This window comes from Bacteroides sp. OM05-10AA, from assembly GCF_003439055.1.
Taxonomy (GTDB): domain Bacteria; phylum Bacteroidota; class Bacteroidia; order Bacteroidales; family Bacteroidaceae; genus Bacteroides; species Bacteroides intestinigallinarum.
In genome coordinates this window covers 162,729-183,212 of the sequence record NZ_QSUR01000011.1, presented here as the reverse complement: position 1 = coordinate 183,212, position 20,484 = coordinate 162,729, and the positions used below count along the sequence as shown (strand labels likewise).

Below are 20,484 nucleotides of genomic sequence, written 5' to 3'. Positions count from 1 at the left end.
GCGAAAGTAGGAAGAAAACTACTTCGTTTTCCTCCTACTCGATTTGTTTAAGTGACTTCTTGGCCTATTCCTTTTTATAGATATAAATAATCCGAGCTCATCCGTCTAAATATAGAGAATAAAAAAGGCTGCCTTCCATAGAAAGCAGCCTGTACATTTTTTGTAGCTTGTATTATTCAGCCGGGTGAATTGCTTCAGACGGACAAACGTCTGCGCAAGTACCACAGTCAGTACATACATCTGGGTTGATAGAATAGATATCACCTTCAGAGATAGCTTCTACCGGACACTCGTCGATACAAGTTCCGCAAGCAATACAATCGTCACTAATTACGTAAGCCATTTTTCTAAGATTTAAATTATTAGTACTAATTTCTTCGGCAAAAATAAGGCTTTTATTGATTAGTTGTTATGCTTCGATGATTAAATTGACTTAATTTGTACGTCTTCTAAATAAGCAACCTCCCTATAATCTGCTATATTTTTCGTATTTTTGCACTCAAATTACTAATATATAGCGATTATGCCTTTAAATTTACCCGATAAACTGCCTGCGATAGAGCTTTTGAAGGAAGAAAACATTTTTGTGATCGACACTTCCCGCGCTACGCAGCAAGATATTCGTCCGCTACGGATTGTGATTCTGAACCTGATGCCGTTGAAGATTACAACGGAAACAGACTTGGTGCGCTTACTTTCGAATACACCTCTTCAGGTGGAGATTTCGTTTATGAAGATCAAGAGCCACACGTCGAAGAATACACCGATAGAACACATGAAAACGTTCTATACGGATTTCGATCAGATGCGTCATGAGAAGTATGATGGTATGATTATCACCGGAGCCCCTGTAGAGCAGATGGACTTCGAAGAAGTGACCTATTGGGATGAGATTACGGAAATCTTTGATTGGGCACGTACGCATGTCACTTCTACCTTATATATATGTTGGGCAGCGCAGGCCGGATTGTATCATCATTATGGAGTTCCAAAATATCCGCTGGAAGAGAAGATGTTCGGCATCTTTGAGCATCGCGTACTGGAACCTTTCCATTCCATCTTCCGTGGTTTTGACGATTGTTTCTATGTGCCGCATAGCCGTCATACGGAAGTGCGCAGGGAAGATATTCTGAAAGTTCCGGAACTGACGTTGCTTTCCGAATCGAAAGAAGCCGGTGTCTATATGGCGATGGCACGGGGTGGACGTGAGTTCTTTGTCACGGGGCACTCTGAATATTCTCCGCTGACACTGGATACGGAATACCGCCGTGATTTGGATAAAGGCCTGCCAATAGAGATCCCTCGCAATTATTATATAGACGATGATCCTGAAAAAGGCCCGTTGGTACGTTGGCGTGCTCATGCCAATTTGTTGTTCTCCAACTGGTTGAACTACTTTGTTTATCAGGAAACACCTTACAACATCAATGATATTAAATGATAAAGCAGCGTAAAATAGAACTTCTCGCTCCGGCGAAAAACCTGGAATGTGGTATTGAAGCTATCAACCATGGTGCAGATGCTGTATATATCGGTGCTCCGAAATTCGGTGCCCGTGCGGCAGCTGTGAACTCATTGGAAGATATTGAAGCATTGGTGCAGCACGCTCATTTGTATAATGCACGTATTTATGTCACGGTCAATACGATTCTGAAAGAAGAGGAGTTGAAAGAGACGGAGGAGATGATTCATGCACTTTATCGGATTGGTGTCGATGCACTGATTGTACAGGATATGGGAATCACGAAACTGAACCTTCCTCCGATACCGCTTCATGCCAGTACGCAAATGGACAACCGTACGCCGGAAAAAGTGAAATTCCTTTGGGAAGCAGGTTTCCGTCAAGTGGTGTTGGCGCGGGAGTTATCGTTGCGTGAAATAAAGAAGATTCATGAAAGCTGTCCGGAAGTGCCTTTGGAAGTATTTGTACATGGGGCGCTTTGTGTCAGCTATAGCGGGCAGTGCTATGTTAGTCAAGCCTGTTTCGGGCGTAGTGCCAATCGTGGAGAGTGCGCACAATTCTGCCGTCTACCTTTTAGTCTGGTAGATGCAGACGGGAAAGTGATTGTCAAAGACAAACATCTGCTTTCCCTGAAAGATATGAATCAAAGCGACGAACTGGAACAACTACTGGATGCCGGAGCTTCTTCATTCAAAATAGAGGGACGACTGAAAGACGTATCTTATGTGAAGAATGTAACGGCTGCTTATCGTCAGAAGCTGGATGCAATCTTTGCCCGTCGTCCGGAATATGTACGTGCTTCTTCGGGTACGTGCAGTTTCGACTTTAAACCACAACTCGACAAGAGTTTCAGTCGTGGGTTTACGCATTATTTCTTGCACGGACGTGATAAAGAGATATTCTCTTTCGACACTCCTAAATCGCTGGGCGAAGAGATGGGAACCATGAAGGAGGCCCGGGGCAACTATCTGACAGTTGCCGGACTTAAATCCTTTAACAATGGAGACGGTGTTTGCTATATCGACGAGCAGGGACGTTTGCAGGGTTTCCGCATCAACCGGGTGGACAGTAACAAACTCTATCCGCAGGAAATGCCCCGTATCAAACCCCGCACTACACTGTACCGTAATTTCGACCAGGAATTTGAGCGAATCCTTTCCCGCAAATCTGCAGAAAGAAAGATCGCAGTGAAAATCTTGCTTGCCGACAACAATTTCGGTTTCTCTCTGACATTGACTGACGAAGATGATAATAGCGTTACAATCACCCTCCCTCGTGAGAAAGAACTTGCCCGGACTCCACAGACGGACAATCTGAAAACGCAACTGTCCAAACTGGGGAATACACCTTTTGAAGCAAAAGAAATAGAAATATCCTTTACCGGGAACTGGTTTCTGCCGGCTTCAGTGTTAGCCGATTTCCGCAGACAGGCAATCGACCAGTTAATAACTTCCCGTCGAATCAATTATCGTCAGGAATTGGCAGTATGGAAGCCAACGAGTCATGCTTTCCCACAAACGACATTAACCTATCTGGGAAATGTAATGAACACCCGTGCAGCTTCTTTCTATCAGGAACATGGAGTACAACAGGTAGCGGCAGCATACGAAAAAGAAGCAGTGGAAGATGCGGTACTGATGTTCTGCAAACATTGTTTGCGCTATAGCATGGGCTGGTGTCCTATCCATCAACGGGTACGTTCGCCTTATAAAGAGCCCTATTATCTGGTGTCGAATGACGGCAAACGTTTTCGTTTGGAATTTGATTGTAAGAATTGTCAAATGAAAGTAAAGGCGGCACAATGAGGATAATTAATCACGGAATTATTCGTCACAGAGGACGTAGAGGAGACAACGTTTCAACCCATCCTTCCGGAATCGGTCGTTTGAACGGTTTGTGGAAGAGAGATAGAAAATTATTCTCCATGTTCTCTGCGTCTTCTATGTCGTCCGTGTCTTATAGTAACTCTGTGTTCTCCGCATTCTCTGTGGTGAAATCTGTCATGAGCTTGCTACTGTGTCTGTTTTTGCTTTCGTCTTGTTACTATAAAACACCTGTTCTGGATTCGGAGGAGTTGTCGAAGAAAACAAAAGATTCGCTGACTTACCTGTATGAACGCCATTATACATGGAATACAAACTTGGAAGTAGTCGATGATTCCATCTCTTTGGAATGCCTCCCGATAAAAGATACTTTTATTCAGTTGAATAGGGGGGATAGGGTAGTGGTTGCAGAGTTTGCGGTTCATCCTGCCGATAGTGTAGACAGCATTTGGGTGAAACTGGCACATACACAAGATGAACAGGGTTGGATACGTGAGAAAGAACTCAAGAAGTCATTTGCACCGACTGATAGTATTTCGCAGGCTATTCATCTTTTCAGTGATACGCATGCCTCTTATTTTGTGGTTATTTTCGCTTTGTTCGTAGGGGCTTATTTGTTTCGTGCTTTCCGTCGGAAGCAGTTGCAGATGGTTTATTTTAATGATATTGACAGTGTTTATCCCCTGTTTCTTTGTTTATTGATGGCTTTCAGTGCAACGATTTACGAATCAATGCAGGTCTTTGTGCCAGAAACGTGGGAACATTTTTATTTCAATCCAACTTTGTCACCGTTCAAAGTTCCTTTCATTCTCTCTGTTTTCCTGTTGAGTATCTGGTTGTTTCTGATAGTCGCTTTGGCGGTGTTGGATGATTTGTTCCGGCAGTTGACTCCCGCTGCAGCTATCTTTTATTTGCTGGGACTGATGTCCTGCTGTATTTTCTGTTATTTCTTCTTTATCCTGATGACACATATCTATATCGGTTATCTATTCCTGGCCTTTTTTATTCTCGTTTTTGCGAAGAAGGTCTATCGAAACATTGGGTATAAGTATCGTTGCGGACATTGCGGGGAGAAACTGAAAGAGAAAGGTATATGCCCCCATTGTGGAGCGATTAACGAGTGATTTTATTATCTGTTTTATTTCTGAATAACTTTTCAAATGATGGAAATCAGGTCTACCGAAATAAAAGATCTCCCTTTAGTGATGGAGATTTATGACTATGCCCGTGCCTTTATGCGTGCAACCGGGAATACTACCCAGTGGATTGACGGTTATCCGTCGGAAGTATTGATCTGTCAGGAGATTGAAGACGGTCATAGCTTTGTCTGTACCGGTGAACAAGGAGAAATCTTGGGAACTTTTTGTTTCATCTTGGGAGAGGATCCTACTTACCAACAGATTTATGAAGGTGCATGGCTCAATGACGAACCTTATGGAGTGATTCATCGGTTGGCAACGAACGGAAAGCAGAAAGGGGTGTCGGAAGCTTGTCTGGACTGGTGTTTTCAACGTTGGCCTAATGTCCGGGTAGATACTCATCGGGATAATAAGGTCATGCAACATATACTGACGAAGTATGGCTTTCAACGTTGCGGCATCATTTATGTTAAGAATGGGACGGAACGTATTGCTTATCAGATGAAGCGTTTGCATGGTGGGGTGGAGGAATCTGATCGTACTGAAGTATAGGGCAGGTACGTTGGATGATGAACGAAGCAGTCTTAGGTATAAGCAAACTGATAGCAAGCAGTAGGTAAACTAATGCCGAAGCATTGATAAAGTTCCGGTAAGGTGCCGGTATAGTTGTGTGAGGGTACCGCTATCTTTACCTTCCCACGGTCGTGGTAACTTCTTCCCACAGTCGTGACGAGATCCTCTCACGGCCGTGAAGAGATGCTACCACGGCCGTGGAGAGTTAAGGATAGCGTAGGTCTGACAGAACAATACCGATTGGGTAAATTAAGTATAACGGCTTTATAATGCAAACTTCATAGGGACATACGTTCTTCTATCCCGTATTCTATGCTGTTAATCTACGAAGAGACAGGCTGACAATAAAAGTCCGAATCTTTTATTGTCAGCCTGTTTGGGGTTATTGTCAGCGCTTATTGTCAGCTGTTAATGCGTTGAAAATCATTATTCTATATGGATGAAATCTTTAGCTGACAATAAAAAGACTAAATAATATCCTTATGAGTAAAAATGATTAGAAGCGGCAGCGAAGATCTACCCCAAATTGCATTGGGCGTCCTTTCTGCATGAAACCTTTGTTCATTGTTTCGAAATAGAAGGCGGCATAGTCTTTATTCAGGAAGTTGCGTGCCCAGAAACTAATCATTGCATCACCGATTTCCAGATTCGTTCTCCAGTTGAGTGTGCCGTAGAAGGATTGGCTGACGTCGTTTTGTTCAGTCCAGTAGATACGTCCGGCAGCGTTATAGTTCGCTTGGAATACAACCCGGTCGAAGATAGAACGTGGGCTGCAGGTGATGGCATATTCTCCACCGATATTTAAGGTATGTTTGGGAACAAAGGGAACATATTTGCCATTGTAATCTGCAGTTACTTTAAAACTGCCGTCTTTTTGCTCTTCTGTGATTACATAATCTGTAAAGGTGGCATACGTATATCCATAACTGGCATTCAGGCTAAGTTCTTTAGTCACACTGGCACGAAGAGCTGCTTCTGCACCATAGCTGCGACTTTTTCCTGCATTAATCGTGATACGTCCCAAGCCGCTTTCTGCAAATTGAGAGAGCTGTTGGTCGCGGGTGTCCATATAGAATGCTGCGACGTCGGCCCAAAGTCTGCCTTCCCATAAAGTAAGGTGGCTACCTACTTCGTAGTTCCACGAATATTCGGGTTTGTAAGTGGTGGACGCTTTTACATCAATCTCTTTTGTAGGCACCATTTGGTCCATCATTTTAATGATAGTTGCTCCCCATACGGCATCTTGCCCTATTGTCGGACTTTCTTTGATGGCATTCATCATCGAATTTTTCAATTCAGTTTGTGATAAATCAGAGAACATCTGGATGTTATATCCTCCCGAACGATATCCCCGGGTAACGGTGGCATAAACATTATTTTGATTCTTCCATTCATATTGAATAGCAAATTTGGGTAGAAGTTGTACGTAATCAGTCGAGAGCTTGCCTACGAAAGAGGCCGGAGCTTTCATATTCTGATCGGACAGATTTATTTGCATGGGACCCTTTGCCATGTGGAAGTCGAAACCAAAGTCGATAGGAGTGCTAAGAGAATTATACTTCATACTGATCTTTTCGTAATCGAGTCGGAGTCCGGCTGTAACGGACAACCCTTCGATGAACAGATTGTTGAAAGTGGACTGATGATAAAGTGCACCGCTAAGGGTTGGGGTATCGAAGGTTCCTCCTACACTTAATGTCGGGTTGTGCACGGTCATTCCCATGGTGGGAGCTCCGGGTTTGGCAGAGACTTCTTCAAAAGCGGAATTGGCATTGTTTTCAATGACTGACTTCACTCCTTCTTCTTTGAACAGAACAGGACCTGTAGTATGTAGCCATTGATAGAATCCGAAAGCGCCCGTAGCCCACTGCCATCTTTTTCCGGGTTTGGCTTTCAAGACAATTTCTTCGGAAATGGTGTTCGCTCTCTGCTTTTGTTCGATGTTGAAAATATCCCTTTCTGTGAAGTCCTGATCGAGGAACATACGGTCATTCAGGTTCTGATAACCTGTCACGGCACTTAATATAAAGTTACAGGCTTGGTATTCGATGTTAACACCAGAGTTGAGCAATCCACGGCGGTAACTACTACGGTCGTTATATGAAATCTTACCGATGTAGTCTGCCCGGTCTTCTGTCATTTCTTTACCGTCTTTTTGAGCTTTGGCTATGGCACTGGGAGTAATACCGGTATAATAATACGGATACCCACCTTGATCGCTATATTCATAGCTAAGTGCCATATCTATTTTCAGATTAGATGTCGGTAGGTAAATTCCACGAAAACGTCCGCCTCCGGCGTTGCTTTTGTCGACCTTTTCGTTATTTCGTGCAGAATTCTCAAAGAAGCCGCCTGTATGCTCGTAGAAACCTCCGGTAGAAAAAGCAAAGCGGTCGGATGTACGGTGATAATGGGTGAGTGAAACGTTATAATTATTGTAAGTTGCTGCTCCCATGCGAATATCGGTACCTTGATAAGTGAAAGGTGATTTTGTGTGTACTTTGATAAGTCCTCCCATCGTGTTACGCCCGTAGAGAGTACCTTGTGGGCCGCGAAGAATATCAATACGTTCGATATCAGCATAGTTGAAGTCGAAAGCGGATTTGTCGATATAAGGGATATTGTCTACATAAAGTCCTACGGACGGAGTATTGATGCGTGAACCGATTCCACGGATATAAATCGAAGTAGTCAGTTTGGAACCATAGTCAGGGATAAACAGATTGGGAACAATACCTGTCAGGTTCTTCACGGAATTTACCTGATTGGCGCGCATATTGTCTTGCGATAAAACGGTGGCGGCTACCGGCAGATCACGTAGTTTACGGTTCTCTTTTGGAGTAGCAATCACTACCACCTCTTCGATGTCTACTATTTTTAGTGAGTCTTTGGGGAAATCTTCAGCCCATGCTGTCCCTGTCGTCAGGAGCATAAGGGCAATCATAATCTTCTTTGTCTTCATCTGCTGTTAATTTATCTGGTGCAAAGTAACGGCAAATATAGATGACGGTCAATCCTCATTTATTAGGATTATGACTTATTTTTTAAGAAGTCAGATTCGGTCAGCTTCGATATATCCGTTCATTACAGCATAAATAGTCAGCCCGGAGACGGACTTAATGCCTAATTTCTCCGTGATATTTTTTCGGTGAGTGATAACGGTAGTCAGGCTGATATTCAGTTTATCTGCTATTTCTTTGTTGATTAATCCTTTGGTTATCAGTACGAGCACTTCTATTTCACGGGCGGATAGAATTTCCTGATGAGGCTGCATCGGAGGCATGGGTGGCATATCTTTTACCGGATAACCGTCATGGTGAGCATGTTGGTGAAGTTTCAATATGTTTTTCACCAACTCTTCTTCGGATTCGTGAATGTTGAGTACGGGTACACCGGACAGTTGGAATTGCGGACTGTCGCTTGCCAATACAATCGTTTTTCGTTTCCGGGGGAGAAAGAAAGCATTGTGCTCCACGTAAATCTGTGCGGAAATGAAATAGTGGGCATACATATCGGGAGTATCGTCCATCAGTTCGCTGAAGTGATGAAAAGTCCGTATGGTTGCCATAGGAATCATTTCCTCCAGGATTCCTTTCAGGCCGAGACAGGTCAATGTATTGGCTTCTATAATTGCTATTTCGGGTTGATAATTCATTTTAGTGTAAGTTTAATTAATGATTGAAATAGTTGGCTACTGCTTCTGCACATCGTTCGCCATCCACTCCGGCAGACACAATTCCTCCGGCATAGCCTGCGCCTTCTCCGCAAGGAAATAATCCGCGAACGGTGACATGTTGCAGAGTATCCTTATCGCGTATGATACGAACGGGAGAAGAAGTTCGTGTTTCCACACCAATCATTACTGCCTCATTTGTCAGGAATCCGTGACTGCTTCGTCCGAATTGTTGGAAACCAAGAGATAGCCTTTTGCTAATAAATGATGGCATCCAGAAATGAAGTGGAGACGAAATCAATCCCGGACTATAGGATGACTCGGGCAGATCGTAACTCAATTTCTTGCGGGTAAAATCCAGCATGCGTTGTGCCGGAGCAGTCTGTCGTCTGCCTCCCTGCAACCAGCATTGACGTTCCAATTCCTCTTGAAAATGAAGAACAGATAGTAACTGTGAATTAATCTCTGAAAGTTGTGAACTTTTCAAATTCGGGTTTAGTGCCATCAGCTGTTCATCTTGTTGCGCAGCCAATTCTTCATTCCTCATTTTTAATTCTTCATTTCCCAAATCTTCCGGTTGAATTTCCACTACCATTCCCGAATTACTCCACCGTGACCCACGGTTGGCAGGAGACATTCCGTTTACTACCACTTGTTCCGGTCCGCTGGCAGCAGGAACGATAAAGCCACCGGGACACATACAGAAACTATATACTCCTCTGCCTTCTGCCTGTGTTACAAAGCTGTATTCAGCAGCGGGCAGGTATTTGCCCCGTCCATTCTTATTATGGTATTGTATTTGATCGATCAACATTGCCGGATGTTCCAGACGTACCCCGACAGCGATTCCTTTCGCTTCAATTGTCACATTATTGGCAGCCAGCCAACGATATACATCTCTTGCCGAATGTCCGGTTGCCAGTATCACAGGTCCGAGAAAGGTCTTTCCTGTATTTGTTTCGATACCTTTGACTTCATCGTTCTCAATAATCAATGCATCCATTCGTGTTTGGAAATGTACTTCTCCGCCACATTCGATAATGGTGTTCCGCATATTTTCAATGACACGTGGCAATTTGTCTGTTCCGATATGCGGATGCGCATCCACCAATATCGAAGTCGAAGCTCCATGCTGGCAAAATACGTTCAGAATCTTATCTACATTTCCTCTCTTCTTGCTCCGGGTATAGAGTTTCCCATCCGAATAAGCTCCTGCACCTCCTTCTCCGAAACTGTAATTCGATTCCGGATCAACAGTGTGTTCCCTGCTGATTTGTGCCAGGTCTTTTTTACGTTCGCGCACGTCTTTTCCACGTTCGATGACGATAGGGCGTAATCCGAGTTCAACAAGGCGTAAAGCAGCGAATAGGCCGCCGGGGCCTGCACCAACGACAATCACTTGCGGTTTTCCTTCTACATTATTATATATAGTACGTTCGTACTCATCTTTTTGCGGCATTTCCTTGATGTATGCCCTCACCTTCAGATTGACGAAGATAGTCCGCTGGCGTGCATCAATACTCCGTTTCAAGATTCGGGTAGCGGTGATGTCACGTAAATTCAGACCTTTTTCTTTAGAAAGATATTCCTTTAATTTCTGTTCGTTTGCTGCGATTTCGGGAAGTATACGGAGTTGGTATTCTTGTGTCATTTAGTTATTATTGATATTGTTTTTGATTATCCAATTAGAAAAACGGGCTATTTATGCATCAGTGTCTTATCCGAATAAAGCCCTGAACGCCTCTTCTACTTTTCTCACCGGCACTAATTCTATCTTCAGTTTTTGGGTATCGATTCCTTGCAAGTTATATTTGGGCAGCAAGAAACGCTTGAAACCTAACTTTTCAGCTTCACCGATACGCTGTTCAATTCGATTCACAGGACGTATCTCTCCCGACAGACCGATTTCTCCCGCCATGCAAACTTCCGGTTCAATGGCTGCATCCATATTGGAAGAAAGGATCGCACTGATAACCGGCAGGTCGATAGCCGGATCATTCACTTTCAATCCTCCGGCAATATTCAGGAACACATCTTTCTGTGCCAACTTAAATCCCACCCGCTTTTCGAGAACAGCCAGCAGCATATTCATTCTTCTCAAATCGAAACCGGTTGCCGAACGTTGCGGATTTCCGTAGACTGCAGAGCTTACCAAAGCCTGTGTTTCAATTAAAAACGGGCGAATCCCCTCAATGGCGGAAGCAATGGCTACCCCGCTCATCCCTTCATGATCCTGACTTAGCAAAAGTTCGGAAGGATTACTCACTTGGCGCAACCCATCCTGACGCATTTCATAAATACCTAATTCTGCCGTACTACCGAAACGATTCTTGATACTGCGTAGAATACGATACATATAATGTTGGTCGCCCTCAAATTGAAGAACAGTATCTACGATATGTTCCAGCACTTTAGGTCCTGCAATACTTCCTTCCTTATTAATATGTCCGATCAGCAATACAGGCGTATGCGTTTCTTTCGCAAAACGAAGAATAGACGCCGAACACTCTCTGACTTGCGCTATACTTCCGGGAGACGATTCGATACTTTCGGTGGAAATAGTCTGTATAGAGTCGATAATCACTAAATCGGGATTTGTATTCTTGATATGCACATAAATCTGTTCGAGTGAAGTCTCGCAAACGATCAGGCAATCGCTGGAAGTGTCAGAGAGACGGTCGGCACGAAGTTTCAGCTGTCGTGCACTCTCTTCACCGGATACATAAAGAATCTTCTTTTCCGGCATGTGCAGTACCGTCTGCATGACGAGCGTCGATTTACCGATTCCCGGTTCGCCGCCTATCAGGACAAGAGAACCCTGTACAAGTCCGCCCCCCAATACACGATTCAGTTCATCATCGTGCATATTGATGCGTGGCTCATCGTCTGCCTCTATATCGCTAAGTGCCAGTGGCTTGGGCTTCTGTGTTTCAATGCCCGACACCGGACGGCGGTTAGTGGGTTCTTTCCGTACGATTTCCTCAACATACGTATTCCATTCTCCACACGACGGACATTTACCCACCCATTTCGGTGAATCCTGTCCGCAATTACTGCATACATATACGGTTTTCTCTTTTGCCATCGAAATTCCTTTCTTCTTGTAGGGTACAAAAATAGGGATAATTTATTAGAAATAAGTTATCCCTGCCTAATAGAAATAGATGAAGCCTACAGAGTTATCTCTCCTGCTATCGAACGGTTCATCCGGTCGCGTACCTCATCCGGGGTATATCCATGTCCCAGTAAGAACATTAATTTAGTGACTGCCGATTCCGTTGTACTGTCATATCCGGAGACAACACCTGCCTGCAATAACTGGTATCCTGTTTCGTAACGTTCCATTTCTACCATTCCTGCGCTGCATTGTGTTACGTTGACAATCACAATTCCACGTTCACTGGCCTGACAGAGCCGGCGTATAAACCATTCCTTTCGGGGAGCATTCCCCGAACCGTATGTTTCGAGCACAACCGCCTTTAAACCTTCAATCCCCAGAATGGTGGCAATTACATTTTCCTGGATGCCCGGAAAGAGTTTCAGTACCACTACATTGGTATCCAGCAAATAGTGCGGTTTCAATTCCCGCTCTTCGCCATTTCCGTGAATTTGCACATTATTATATTTAATATGGATTCCCGCTTCCGCCAATACCGGATAATTGAAAGAACGGAATGCATTGAAGTTTTCTGCATTCATCTTTGTCGTACGGTTTCCCCGCATCAGGTGATTTTCAAAGAAGATGCATACTTCCGGCACCAGTGCCCTTCCTTCCTTGTTTTGTGCAATGGCAATCTCAATACTGGTCATCAGATTTTCCTTTCCGTCGGTGCGGAGTACGCCGATGGGAAGCTGTGAGCCTGTGAGAATGACGGGTTTGTCCAATCCTTCCAGCATAAAACTTAGTGCGGAAGCGGTATAAGCCATCGTGTCCGTTCCGTGCAGGATGACGAAGCCGTGGTAACGATTGTAGTTGTCATGAATAATGCGTACCAGCTTCCGCCACATATCCGGTTCCATGTCCGACGAATCCATCGGAGGATCAAACTGATAGGTGTCAATTGGAAAATTGAACTTTTGCAGTTCGGGGATATACTTTTGCAGTTGCTCGAAGTTAAAGTTCTCCAGAGCACCTGTCGCGGCATTCTCAATCATACCAATTGTTCCACCGGTGTATATTAACAATACGGAAGTATTTAATGGGCTCATAAGCTGATTTTGTGCGATTGTTTTCGCAAATATAATAATAGATTTGATAAATAAGTAACAAAATGTCATAAAAGTGAAGGCGAGTGACCGGATAAAGAGCAGGCGGAAGATTCTTTTTATCAGAAAAAAACCGAAAAAAGTGATAGATTGAACGTTTTTATTATTACTTTTGCGACACTTATCAAAAACAAGAGTAGAAACAAGGACTATGATGAAGTACTATCCACATACAGTCACATCCATGTGTACCATGACCCTTAGGGGTTAATGGATAGTTTTTGTGTATCTACGTGATTCACGCTTGTATAAGCAGGCAAAATTCAAATTCAATTTTATTCGTAAACAACCAATCGTTCTGTAAAAAGCAAACTGCAGGACATTGCATTTAAATAAGTATCTTCATGAAAGTAATGAAATTCGGCGGAACATCCGTAGGTTCCGTGAACAGCATTTTAAGCGTAAAGAGAATTGTAGAGTCGGCAAATGAGCCGGTAATTGTAGTTGTTTCCGCATTGGGAGGCATCACTGACAAATTGATAAATACATCGAAGATGGCGGCAGTGGGAGATTCAGCCTATGAGGGTGAGTTCCGCGAAATCGTTTACCGTCATGTGGAGATGATTAAGGAGGTGATTACTGCCGGAGAAAAGCAAGCATCGTTGCAACGTCAGATTGGCGAGCTGCTGAACGAATTGAAGGATATCTTTCAGGGAATTTACCTGATTAAAGATCTTTCCCCGAAGACTTCGGATACAATTGTCAGCTATGGTGAACGCCTTTCATCGATCATCGTCACCGAACTCATTGAGGGAGCAAAATGGTTCGATTCGCGCACTTTTATCAAGACGGAAAGAAAGCATAGCAAGCACACGCTGGACACAGAATTGACTAATAAACTGGTGAAAGAGGCTTTTCAGTCTATTCCTAAAGTAGCACTGGTGCCGGGATTCATCTCTTCGGATAAAACAACAGGGGATGTAACGAACCTCGGGCGCGGTGGCTCGGATTATACGGCTGCTATTATCGCTGCGGCATTGGATGCGGCAAGTCTGGAAATCTGGACGGACGTAGACGGATTTATGACGGCTGATCCGCGTGTCATTTCGACTGCTTATACGATTACGGAATTAAGTTACGTAGAAGCGACCGAACTTTGTAACTTCGGCGCAAAGGTGGTTTATCCGCCGACTATCTATCCCGTATGTCACAAGAATATTCCTATTATAATAAAGAATACATTCAACCCGGATGGAGTGGGAACGGTTATCAAACAAGAAGTTTCCAACCCGCAGAGCAAGGCTATCAAGGGTATTTCCTCCATCAACGACACAAGTCTGATTACTGTTCAGGGGCTCGGTATGGTAGGTGTGATCGGTGTCAACTACCGCATCTTTAAAGCATTGGCAAAGAATGGAATCAGCGTGTTCCTCGTGTCACAGGCTTCATCGGAAAACAGTACTTCTATCGGTGTGCGTAATGCCGATGCCGACCTGGCTTGTGAAGTGCTGAACGAAGAATTTGCGAAAGAAATAGAGATGGGTGAGATTTCTCCGATTCTGGCAGAAAGAAATCTGGCAACAGTGGCTATCGTAGGTGAGAATATGAAACATACACCGGGTATCGCAGGTAAACTTTTCGGTACACTGGGACGTAATGGTATCAACGTTATCGCTTGCGCACAGGGAGCTTCGGAAACTAATATCTCTTTTGTTGTCGATTCCAAATCCTTGCGTAAATCATTGAACGTAATCCACGACTCTTTCTTCCTCTCCGAATATCAGGTATTGAACCTCTTTATCTGTGGTGTCGGTACGGTAGGTGGCAGCTTGGTAGAACAGATTCGTTGCCAGCAACAAAAGCTGATGATGGAAAACGGACTGAAACTCCATGTAGTAGGCATCATTGATGCAGCCAAGGCAATGTTCAGCCGTGAAGGTTTCGACCTCGCCAACTTCCGTGAAGAACTGCTGGAAAAGGGCAAGGACAGCAGCCTGCAAACCATCCGCGACGAGATTATCGGAATGAATATCTTTAATTCCGTATTCGTAGACTGTACGGCCAGCGCTGACATCGCATCTCTTTACAAAGATTTCCTGCAACACAATATCTCTGTGGTAGCAGCCAACAAGATCGCGGCTTCTTCCGCTTATGAAAACTACCGTGAACTGAAAACGATTGCCCGCCAACGTGGTGTGAAGTATCTGTTCGAAACAAACGTAGGTGCAGGTCTTCCGATCATCAATACTATTAATGACCTGATTCATAGCGGTGACAAGATTCTGAAGATTGAAGCGGTGCTTTCCGGTACGCTGAACTATATATTTAATAAAATCAGTGCCGATATTCCTTTCAGCCGTACCATTAAAATGGCACAGGAAGAACGTTACTCTGAACCGGACCCACGTATTGACTTGAGTGGAAAAGATGTGATCCGTAAACTGGTGATTCTGGCACGTGAAGCCGGATACCGTCTGGAACAGGAAGATGTTGAAAAGAACCTCTTTGTTCCGAATGACTTCTTCGAAGGTTCTCTGGAAGATTTCTGGAAACGTGTTCCAAGTCTTGACGCAGACTTTGAAGCCCGTCGCCAGGTATTGGAAAAAGAAAACAAACACTGGCGTTTCGTCGCCAAACTGGAGAATGGAAAAGCCTCCGTCGGCCTGCAGGAAGTAGGAGCTAACCATCCGTTCTACGGACTGGAGGGCAGCAACAATATTATCCTGCTCACTACGGAACGCTATAAAGAATATCCGATGATGATTCAAGGATACGGTGCCGGTGCCGGCGTAACGGCTGCCGGAGTATTTGCCGACATCATGAGTATCGCAAACGTTTAATAAATTAAAAATTGAGAATTAAAAATTGAGAAATACCATTCGGAAACGGATCTAAGGCTTTCTTTCATTTTTTAATTCTCAATTCTCAATTTTCAATTTATGAAGCATATTATCATATTGGGAGACGGAATGGCCGATTGGCCAGTGAAGTCATTAGGGGACAAGACGCTCCTGCAATATGCAAAGACGCCTTATATGGATAAGCTGGCTCGCATGGGACGTAACGGTCGCCTGATTACTGTGGCGGAAGGTTTTCATCCGGGTAGTGAAGTTGCCAATATGTCCGTGTTGGGATATAATTTGCCAAAGGTATATGAAGGTCGCGGACCGCTGGAAGCTGCCAGTATTGGTGTGGATCTGAAACCGGGCGAGATGGCGATGCGCTGTAATTTGATTTGTGTGGAAGGAGAAATTCTGAAGAATCACTCCTCCGGACATATATCTACGGAAGAAGCAGATGTATTGATTCAATATTTGCAAGAAAAACTGGGCAATGACCGCGTACGCTTTCATACAGGAGTTCAGTACCGCCATCTATTGGTTATCAAGGGAGGTAATAAAGAACTGGATTGTACACCTCCGCATGATGTACCTTTGAAACCTTTCCGTCCATTGATGGTGAAACCATTGGTTCCGGAAGCGCAAGAAACGGCAGATCTGATTAACGACCTGATTCTGAAATCGCAGGAATTGCTGAAAGAACATCCGTTGAATCTGAAGCGTATGGCAGAAGGTAAAGATCCTGCGAACAGTATTTGGCCCTGGAGCCCCGGTTACCGTCCGCAGATGCCTACTTTCTCCGAGACTTTCCCACAGGTAAAGAAAGGAGCAGTCATCTCGGCTGTCGATCTGATAAACGGAATCGGTTACTATGCTGATTTACGTCGCATCGCAGTAGAGGGAGCAACCGGACTTTATAATACGAACTACGAAAACAAAGTGGCCGCTGCCTTGGAAGCATTGAAGACGGATGATTTTGTTTATCTGCATATCGAAGCCAGTGATGAGGCCGGACATGAGGGAGACATCGACTTGAAACTTCTCACTATCGAGAATCTTGATAAACGTGCCGTAGGTCCTATTTATGAAGCAGTGAAAGATTGGGACGAACCGGTAGCCATTGCTGTATTGCCCGATCATCCTACTCCCTGTGAGCTTCGTACTCATACATCTGATCCCATTCCGTTTCTTATCTGGTATCCGGGTATCGAGCCGGACGAAGTGCAGACGTATGATGAAATAGCTGCTTGCAACGGTAGTTACGGACTTCTGAAAGAAGACGAGTTTATAAAAGAATTCATGAAATAAGTCACCACAGATTATGAAATATTATAGTACGAATAAACAAGCACCTGTTGCCTCACTGCAAGAAGCGGTGGTAAAAGGGCTTGCTGCCGACAAAGGGCTGTTTATGCCTATGTCTATCAAACCTCTTCCACAGGACTTTTACGATACGATTGATAGTTTATCCTTTCAGGAAATTGCTTATCGCGTAGCCGATGCTTTCTTCGGTGAGGATATTCCTGCCGATACGCTGAAACAGATTGTATATGATACATTAAGTTTCGATGTACCTTTGGTTAAGGTGGCGGATAACATCTATTCACTTGAACTTTTCCACGGGCCGACGTTAGCATTTAAAGATGTAGGCGGTCGTTTCATGGCGCGTCTTTTGGGATACTTCATTAAGAAAGAAGGACAAAAGAATGTCAATGTATTGGTAGCTACTTCCGGTGATACGGGAAGTGCTGTTGCCAACGGCTTTCTGGGTGTGGAAGGTATTCATGTGTATGTGCTTTATCCGAAAGGAAAAGTGAGCGAAATACAGGAGAAACAATTCACTACGCTCGGACAGAATATTACTGCGCTTGAAGTGGACGGAACATTTGATGATTGTCAGGCATTGGTGAAATCTGCTTTCATGGATAAAGAATTGAATGAACACCTTTCGTTGACTTCTGCCAACTCCATCAATGTAGCCCGTTTCCTGCCGCAGGCATTCTATTATTTCTATGCTTATGCACAATTGAAACGTGCCGGAAAAGCTGATAATGCTGTAATCTGTGTACCTAGTGGAAACTTCGGAAATATCACTGCCGGATTGTTTGGTAAGAAGATGGGTTTACCCGTGAAGCGTTTCATTGCTGCCAATAACCGCAACGATATTTTCTATCAATATCTGCAGACAGGTAAATATAATCCCCGTCCGTCTATCGCAACGATTGCTAATGCTATGGACGTAGGCGATCCGAGTAACTTTGCCCGCGTACTCGATTTATATAGCGGTTCACATGCTGATATCTCTGCCGAGATTTCAGGAACAACTTATACCGATGAGCAAATCCGCGAAACGGTGAAGGAAACCTGGAAAGAACATCATTATCTCCTTGATCCTCATGGTGCTTGTGGATATCGTGCGTTGGTAGAAGGCTTGAAAGAGGGAGAAACAGGTGTATTCCTTGAAACGGCTCATCCTGCCAAGTTCCTCGAAACAGTGGAAAGCATTATTGGAGAAGCGGTAGAAATCCCTGCCAAATTGCAGGAATTTATGAAAGGCGAGAAAAAGAGCCTTCAAATGACGAAAGACTTTGCTGATTTCAAGAGCTATCTCCTTTCATTGTAGTATCCACTTTTTATCACTTCAGAAGAGGTCTTGGATTGAATTTTCGGTTTTATCTATTGTTCTAAGCGTAGTGAGAAGTCTCTTTTCACAGTGTATAGCTACATTATACAAGGGAGAGGAGAATCCTCATTTCGTTTAAAATGATAGATACCTCATTTTATTCTCATTTGGCTTCTTTCTATACAGTTTTGAACTAAACATATGGATGCATCCAAAGCTATTTCTCTGTCATGTTACTAATTGGACTTTCTTCCTTGACTAATTAGATCTTCTCTATTGCCTACTATTACTTCGTATGACTACAGTTATTCGCAAAGGATACTATAGTCATACGAAATAAAATAGCCTAATGAAGTATATCTTAATATGCAAGCGGTGAAAAAAGAAATGCATATAGGAAATCATTGACTATGTATATACGATTTGATTCATTTCAGTACAGTTATGAATAAAGGTATTTTCGATTCAATTGTATAAGCATCACCCTATTCAGAGTGAGAGTATATTGATGTGTTAAATAGGATCGAGTTTTGAACTTTTATTTTCATATTATGTATTTCTTATAAATGTTGTTCTTGATAGGTGAGAAAACGGGAATTATTGGAAATGAGATATGGAGAATTGCTAAAAAGTGTGTATCTTTGCAAGCATTGTTGAAGGGAAGTGTCCCTGAACATTTTTTATAGTGATATTGTAAGAAGCGTTGTGCTTCATTCTTGTTAACGAAAACCTGAGAAATTTTCAAAATAACACAAGAATGGCATGAGCGGTTCTCGCGCTATAGGCGTGGGGCTGCTGTCCATTTTGTGTTATTGGGTTTTCTCAGGACCTTCGTTAACGGAATGGCACGCAGTTCCACGCTTCCGTTTTGTAAATTCTGCCTTAAGGGACTGCGGACAGAACAAACACATTTTTTATGAAAGCAAGGAGTTTATTATTTTTTTCCCTGTGCTGTTTTTGTTTTTTAGTGATGGCTCAATCGGGTGATAAATCTGAAAGAGTAAGATTGGGAGTAAAAGGAGGAATGCATTTTTCTAATATGCATTATTCTAATCTTGACCTGTACAGTCCGGACTGGGGATCTAATGGAGTTGGTGGGATATTTGCAGAGTTTGATTTGGGTAGGAGCCGAAAATTTTCTGTCCGTCCAGAAATTCTATTCCTATCGCGTGGAACCAAAATAGAAGATAGCAATATCTACTATAAACTGAAAACGAAATACACTGATTTCCGGTTGCCTCTTATCTTTAATTTTGCCAATCCATCCAAAGTGAGCCCTTATGTTTATGTAGCGCCTATATTGGGGATTGGCAGAGGAGGCGAAGTTAATTATACCGAATTCCATGATGGTGAGGCTTATGAATGGGAACCTCTGGATATAAACGACGCGAACTTCTCTAAAGTAAATTTTAGCGTGGCTGCAGGGTTGGGAATACGGATTCCTATTAAAGTTGCAGCAGGGAAAAAGATTCATTTGGCTTTGGAAGCGAATTATCAGTATGGCATCACTGACACTTACGGAAGTAAAGAAAAAGATGGGGAAGCTATCGCAGTCAATCGGGCAATATATGATATTACCGGTACACGGAAACATCAGGACATAGAAATTACGGCAGCCGTGTCCGTTCCTTTGAGTATATTTAAAAAGATGCCTAAAAAGGAAAGGCCCGTTCCCGTTGTTGAGAAACCGATTGTGGTAGAAGAAGAGGAAGTGCCTGTAATCATTGAGGAGAAAAAGCCGTGTTATACGTTGGAAGAGATTCTCGATTTAGTGGTAGCCCAGAAACCTATCGCCGGAAAGACAATCTGCGCAGTAGATGTTATCAATTTTGAATTTGGCAAGAGTGCAATAAACAAAAATTCATATGCTTACCTTGATAAGATAGCCATGTTGATGCAAAGAACAAATCTTAGTGTTGAAATTAAAGGACATACGGATAATGTGGGTAAAGAAGATTTCAATATGGAACTTTCCAGGAAAAGAGCGAAAGCTGTATACGATTATTTAATAAAGAAAGGGGTTGGTTCTTCCAAACTTTCCTATACTTATTATGGGATGACTAAACCGATAGCTTCTAATGACACGGAAGAAGGGAGATTGATAAACCGCAGAGTTGAATTTGAAATCAAATAAATGGAGGACAG

General features: G+C 43.4%; 14 protein-coding genes. 8 read left to right on the top strand and 6 right to left on the bottom strand.

Annotated elements, in window-relative coordinates; genetic code table 11:
* Positions 1-172: 172 nt before the first annotated feature.
* On the bottom strand, positions 173-343 hold the full coding sequence (locus DXB58_RS11200; protein WP_002559159.1) for a DUF362 domain-containing protein: 171 nt from the start codon (positions 341-343) through the stop codon (positions 173-175).
* A gap of 180 nt (positions 344-523) precedes the next feature.
* Between DXB58_RS11200 and metA the strand changes: the two genes are divergently transcribed.
* From metA to DXB58_RS11180, 4 genes are read left to right on the top strand one after another with little or no spacing between them, the layout of a single operon-like run.
* On the top strand, positions 524-1,441 hold the full coding sequence (gene metA / locus DXB58_RS11195) for a homoserine O-succinyltransferase (RefSeq protein WP_032854763.1): 918 nt from the start codon (positions 524-526) through the stop codon (positions 1,439-1,441).
* On the top strand, positions 1,438-3,267 hold the full coding sequence (locus tag DXB58_RS11190) for a U32 family peptidase (protein WP_122136758.1): 1,830 nt from the start codon (positions 1,438-1,440) through the stop codon (positions 3,265-3,267). Before metA ends, DXB58_RS11190 begins: the two co-directional genes overlap by 4 nt.
* Complete coding sequence (locus DXB58_RS11185; RefSeq protein WP_199487943.1) at positions 3,264-4,409, top strand: zinc ribbon domain-containing protein; 1,146 nt, start codon at positions 3,264-3,266, stop codon at positions 4,407-4,409. Before DXB58_RS11190 ends, DXB58_RS11185 begins: the two co-directional genes overlap by 4 nt.
* A 39-nt stretch (positions 4,410-4,448) precedes the next feature.
* Positions 4,449-4,976 (top strand): GNAT family N-acetyltransferase, encoded by a 528-nt coding sequence (locus tag DXB58_RS11180; protein WP_199487945.1) that lies wholly within the window; start codon positions 4,449-4,451, stop codon positions 4,974-4,976.
* A gap of 517 nt (positions 4,977-5,493) precedes the next feature.
* On the opposite strand, the gene DXB58_RS11175 is transcribed toward DXB58_RS11180, so the two are convergent.
* From DXB58_RS11175 to DXB58_RS11155, 5 genes are all read right to left on the bottom strand, one after another.
* The gene (locus DXB58_RS11175) at positions 5,494-7,959 is read right to left on the bottom strand and encodes a TonB-dependent receptor (RefSeq protein WP_199487942.1); all 2,466 of its coding nucleotides are present in this window, start codon (positions 7,957-7,959) and stop codon (positions 5,494-5,496) included.
* 90 nt (positions 7,960-8,049) lie between these two features.
* A complete protein-coding gene (locus tag DXB58_RS11170; RefSeq protein WP_117936295.1) occupies positions 8,050-8,652 on the bottom strand; it encodes a LuxR C-terminal-related transcriptional regulator in 603 nt (200 codons plus the stop codon).
* A 16-nt stretch (positions 8,653-8,668) separates the two neighbouring features.
* On the bottom strand, positions 8,669-10,321 hold the full coding sequence (locus DXB58_RS11165) for an NAD(P)/FAD-dependent oxidoreductase (protein WP_122136756.1): 1,653 nt from the start codon (positions 10,319-10,321) through the stop codon (positions 8,669-8,671).
* Between the two features lie 66 nt (positions 10,322-10,387).
* Positions 10,388-11,755: a DNA repair protein RadA gene (gene radA / locus DXB58_RS11160; protein WP_008777372.1), complete on the bottom strand. Its 1,368-nt coding sequence runs from the start codon at positions 11,753-11,755 to the stop codon at positions 10,388-10,390.
* 86 nt (positions 11,756-11,841) lie between these two features.
* The gene (locus DXB58_RS11155; protein WP_032852820.1) at positions 11,842-12,879 is read right to left on the bottom strand and encodes an asparaginase; all 1,038 of its coding nucleotides are present in this window, start codon (positions 12,877-12,879) and stop codon (positions 11,842-11,844) included.
* Between the two features lie 401 nt (positions 12,880-13,280).
* Between DXB58_RS11155 and thrA the strand changes: the two genes are divergently transcribed.
* The 4 genes from thrA (at position 13,281) to DXB58_RS11130 (ending at position 20,473) form a co-directional block, all read left to right on the top strand.
* Positions 13,281-15,716, top strand: coding sequence for a bifunctional aspartate kinase/homoserine dehydrogenase I (gene thrA / locus DXB58_RS11145; RefSeq protein ID WP_122136755.1), 2,436 nt, complete (start codon positions 13,281-13,283; stop codon positions 15,714-15,716).
* Positions 15,717-15,815: 99 nt separating this feature from the next.
* Entirely contained in the window at positions 15,816-17,024 is a 1,209-nt protein-coding gene (locus DXB58_RS11140; protein ID WP_122136754.1) for a cofactor-independent phosphoglycerate mutase, read from the top strand.
* Between the two features lie 13 nt (positions 17,025-17,037).
* The gene (thrC, locus tag DXB58_RS11135; RefSeq protein WP_122136753.1) at positions 17,038-18,339 is read left to right on the top strand and encodes a threonine synthase; all 1,302 of its coding nucleotides are present in this window, start codon (positions 17,038-17,040) and stop codon (positions 18,337-18,339) included.
* 916 nt (positions 18,340-19,255) lie between these two features.
* Positions 19,256-20,473 (top strand): OmpA family protein, encoded by a 1,218-nt coding sequence (locus tag DXB58_RS11130; RefSeq protein WP_233527278.1) that lies wholly within the window; start codon positions 19,256-19,258, stop codon positions 20,471-20,473.
* Positions 20,474-20,484: the final 11 nt, after the last annotated feature.

What these genes read in the sequence shown, in the direction of transcription:
- radA (WP_008777372.1), bottom strand. Translation starts at nt 11,755, where the DNA reads ATGGCAAAAGAGAAAACCGTATATGTATGCAGTAATTGCGGACAGGAT.
- DXB58_RS11140 (WP_122136754.1), top strand. Translation starts at nt 15,816, where the DNA reads ATGAAGCATATTATCATATTGGGAGACGGAATGGCCGATTGGCCAGTG.
- DXB58_RS11170 (WP_117936295.1), bottom strand. Translation starts at nt 8,652, where the DNA reads ATGAATTATCAACCCGAAATAGCAATTATAGAAGCCAATACATTGACC.
- thrA (WP_122136755.1), top strand. Translation starts at nt 13,281, where the DNA reads ATGAAAGTAATGAAATTCGGCGGAACATCCGTAGGTTCCGTGAACAGC.
- DXB58_RS11185 (WP_199487943.1), top strand. Translation starts at nt 3,264, where the DNA reads ATGAGGATAATTAATCACGGAATTATTCGTCACAGAGGACGTAGAGGA.
- DXB58_RS11155 (WP_032852820.1), bottom strand. Translation starts at nt 12,879, where the DNA reads ATGAGCCCATTAAATACTTCCGTATTGTTAATATACACCGGTGGAACA.
- thrC (WP_122136753.1), top strand. Translation starts at nt 17,038, where the DNA reads ATGAAATATTATAGTACGAATAAACAAGCACCTGTTGCCTCACTGCAA.
- metA (WP_032854763.1), top strand. Translation starts at nt 524, where the DNA reads ATGCCTTTAAATTTACCCGATAAACTGCCTGCGATAGAGCTTTTGAAG.
- DXB58_RS11180 (WP_199487945.1), top strand. Translation starts at nt 4,449, where the DNA reads ATGGAAATCAGGTCTACCGAAATAAAAGATCTCCCTTTAGTGATGGAG.
- DXB58_RS11200 (WP_002559159.1), bottom strand. Translation starts at nt 343, where the DNA reads ATGGCTTACGTAATTAGTGACGATTGTATTGCTTGCGGAACTTGTATC.
- DXB58_RS11175 (WP_199487942.1), bottom strand. Translation starts at nt 7,959, where the DNA reads ATGAAGACAAAGAAGATTATGATTGCCCTTATGCTCCTGACGACAGGG.
- DXB58_RS11190 (WP_122136758.1), top strand. Translation starts at nt 1,438, where the DNA reads ATGATAAAGCAGCGTAAAATAGAACTTCTCGCTCCGGCGAAAAACCTG.
- DXB58_RS11130 (WP_233527278.1), top strand. Translation starts at nt 19,256, where the DNA reads ATGAAAGCAAGGAGTTTATTATTTTTTTCCCTGTGCTGTTTTTGTTTT.
- DXB58_RS11165 (WP_122136756.1), bottom strand. Translation starts at nt 10,321, where the DNA reads ATGACACAAGAATACCAACTCCGTATACTTCCCGAAATCGCAGCAAAC.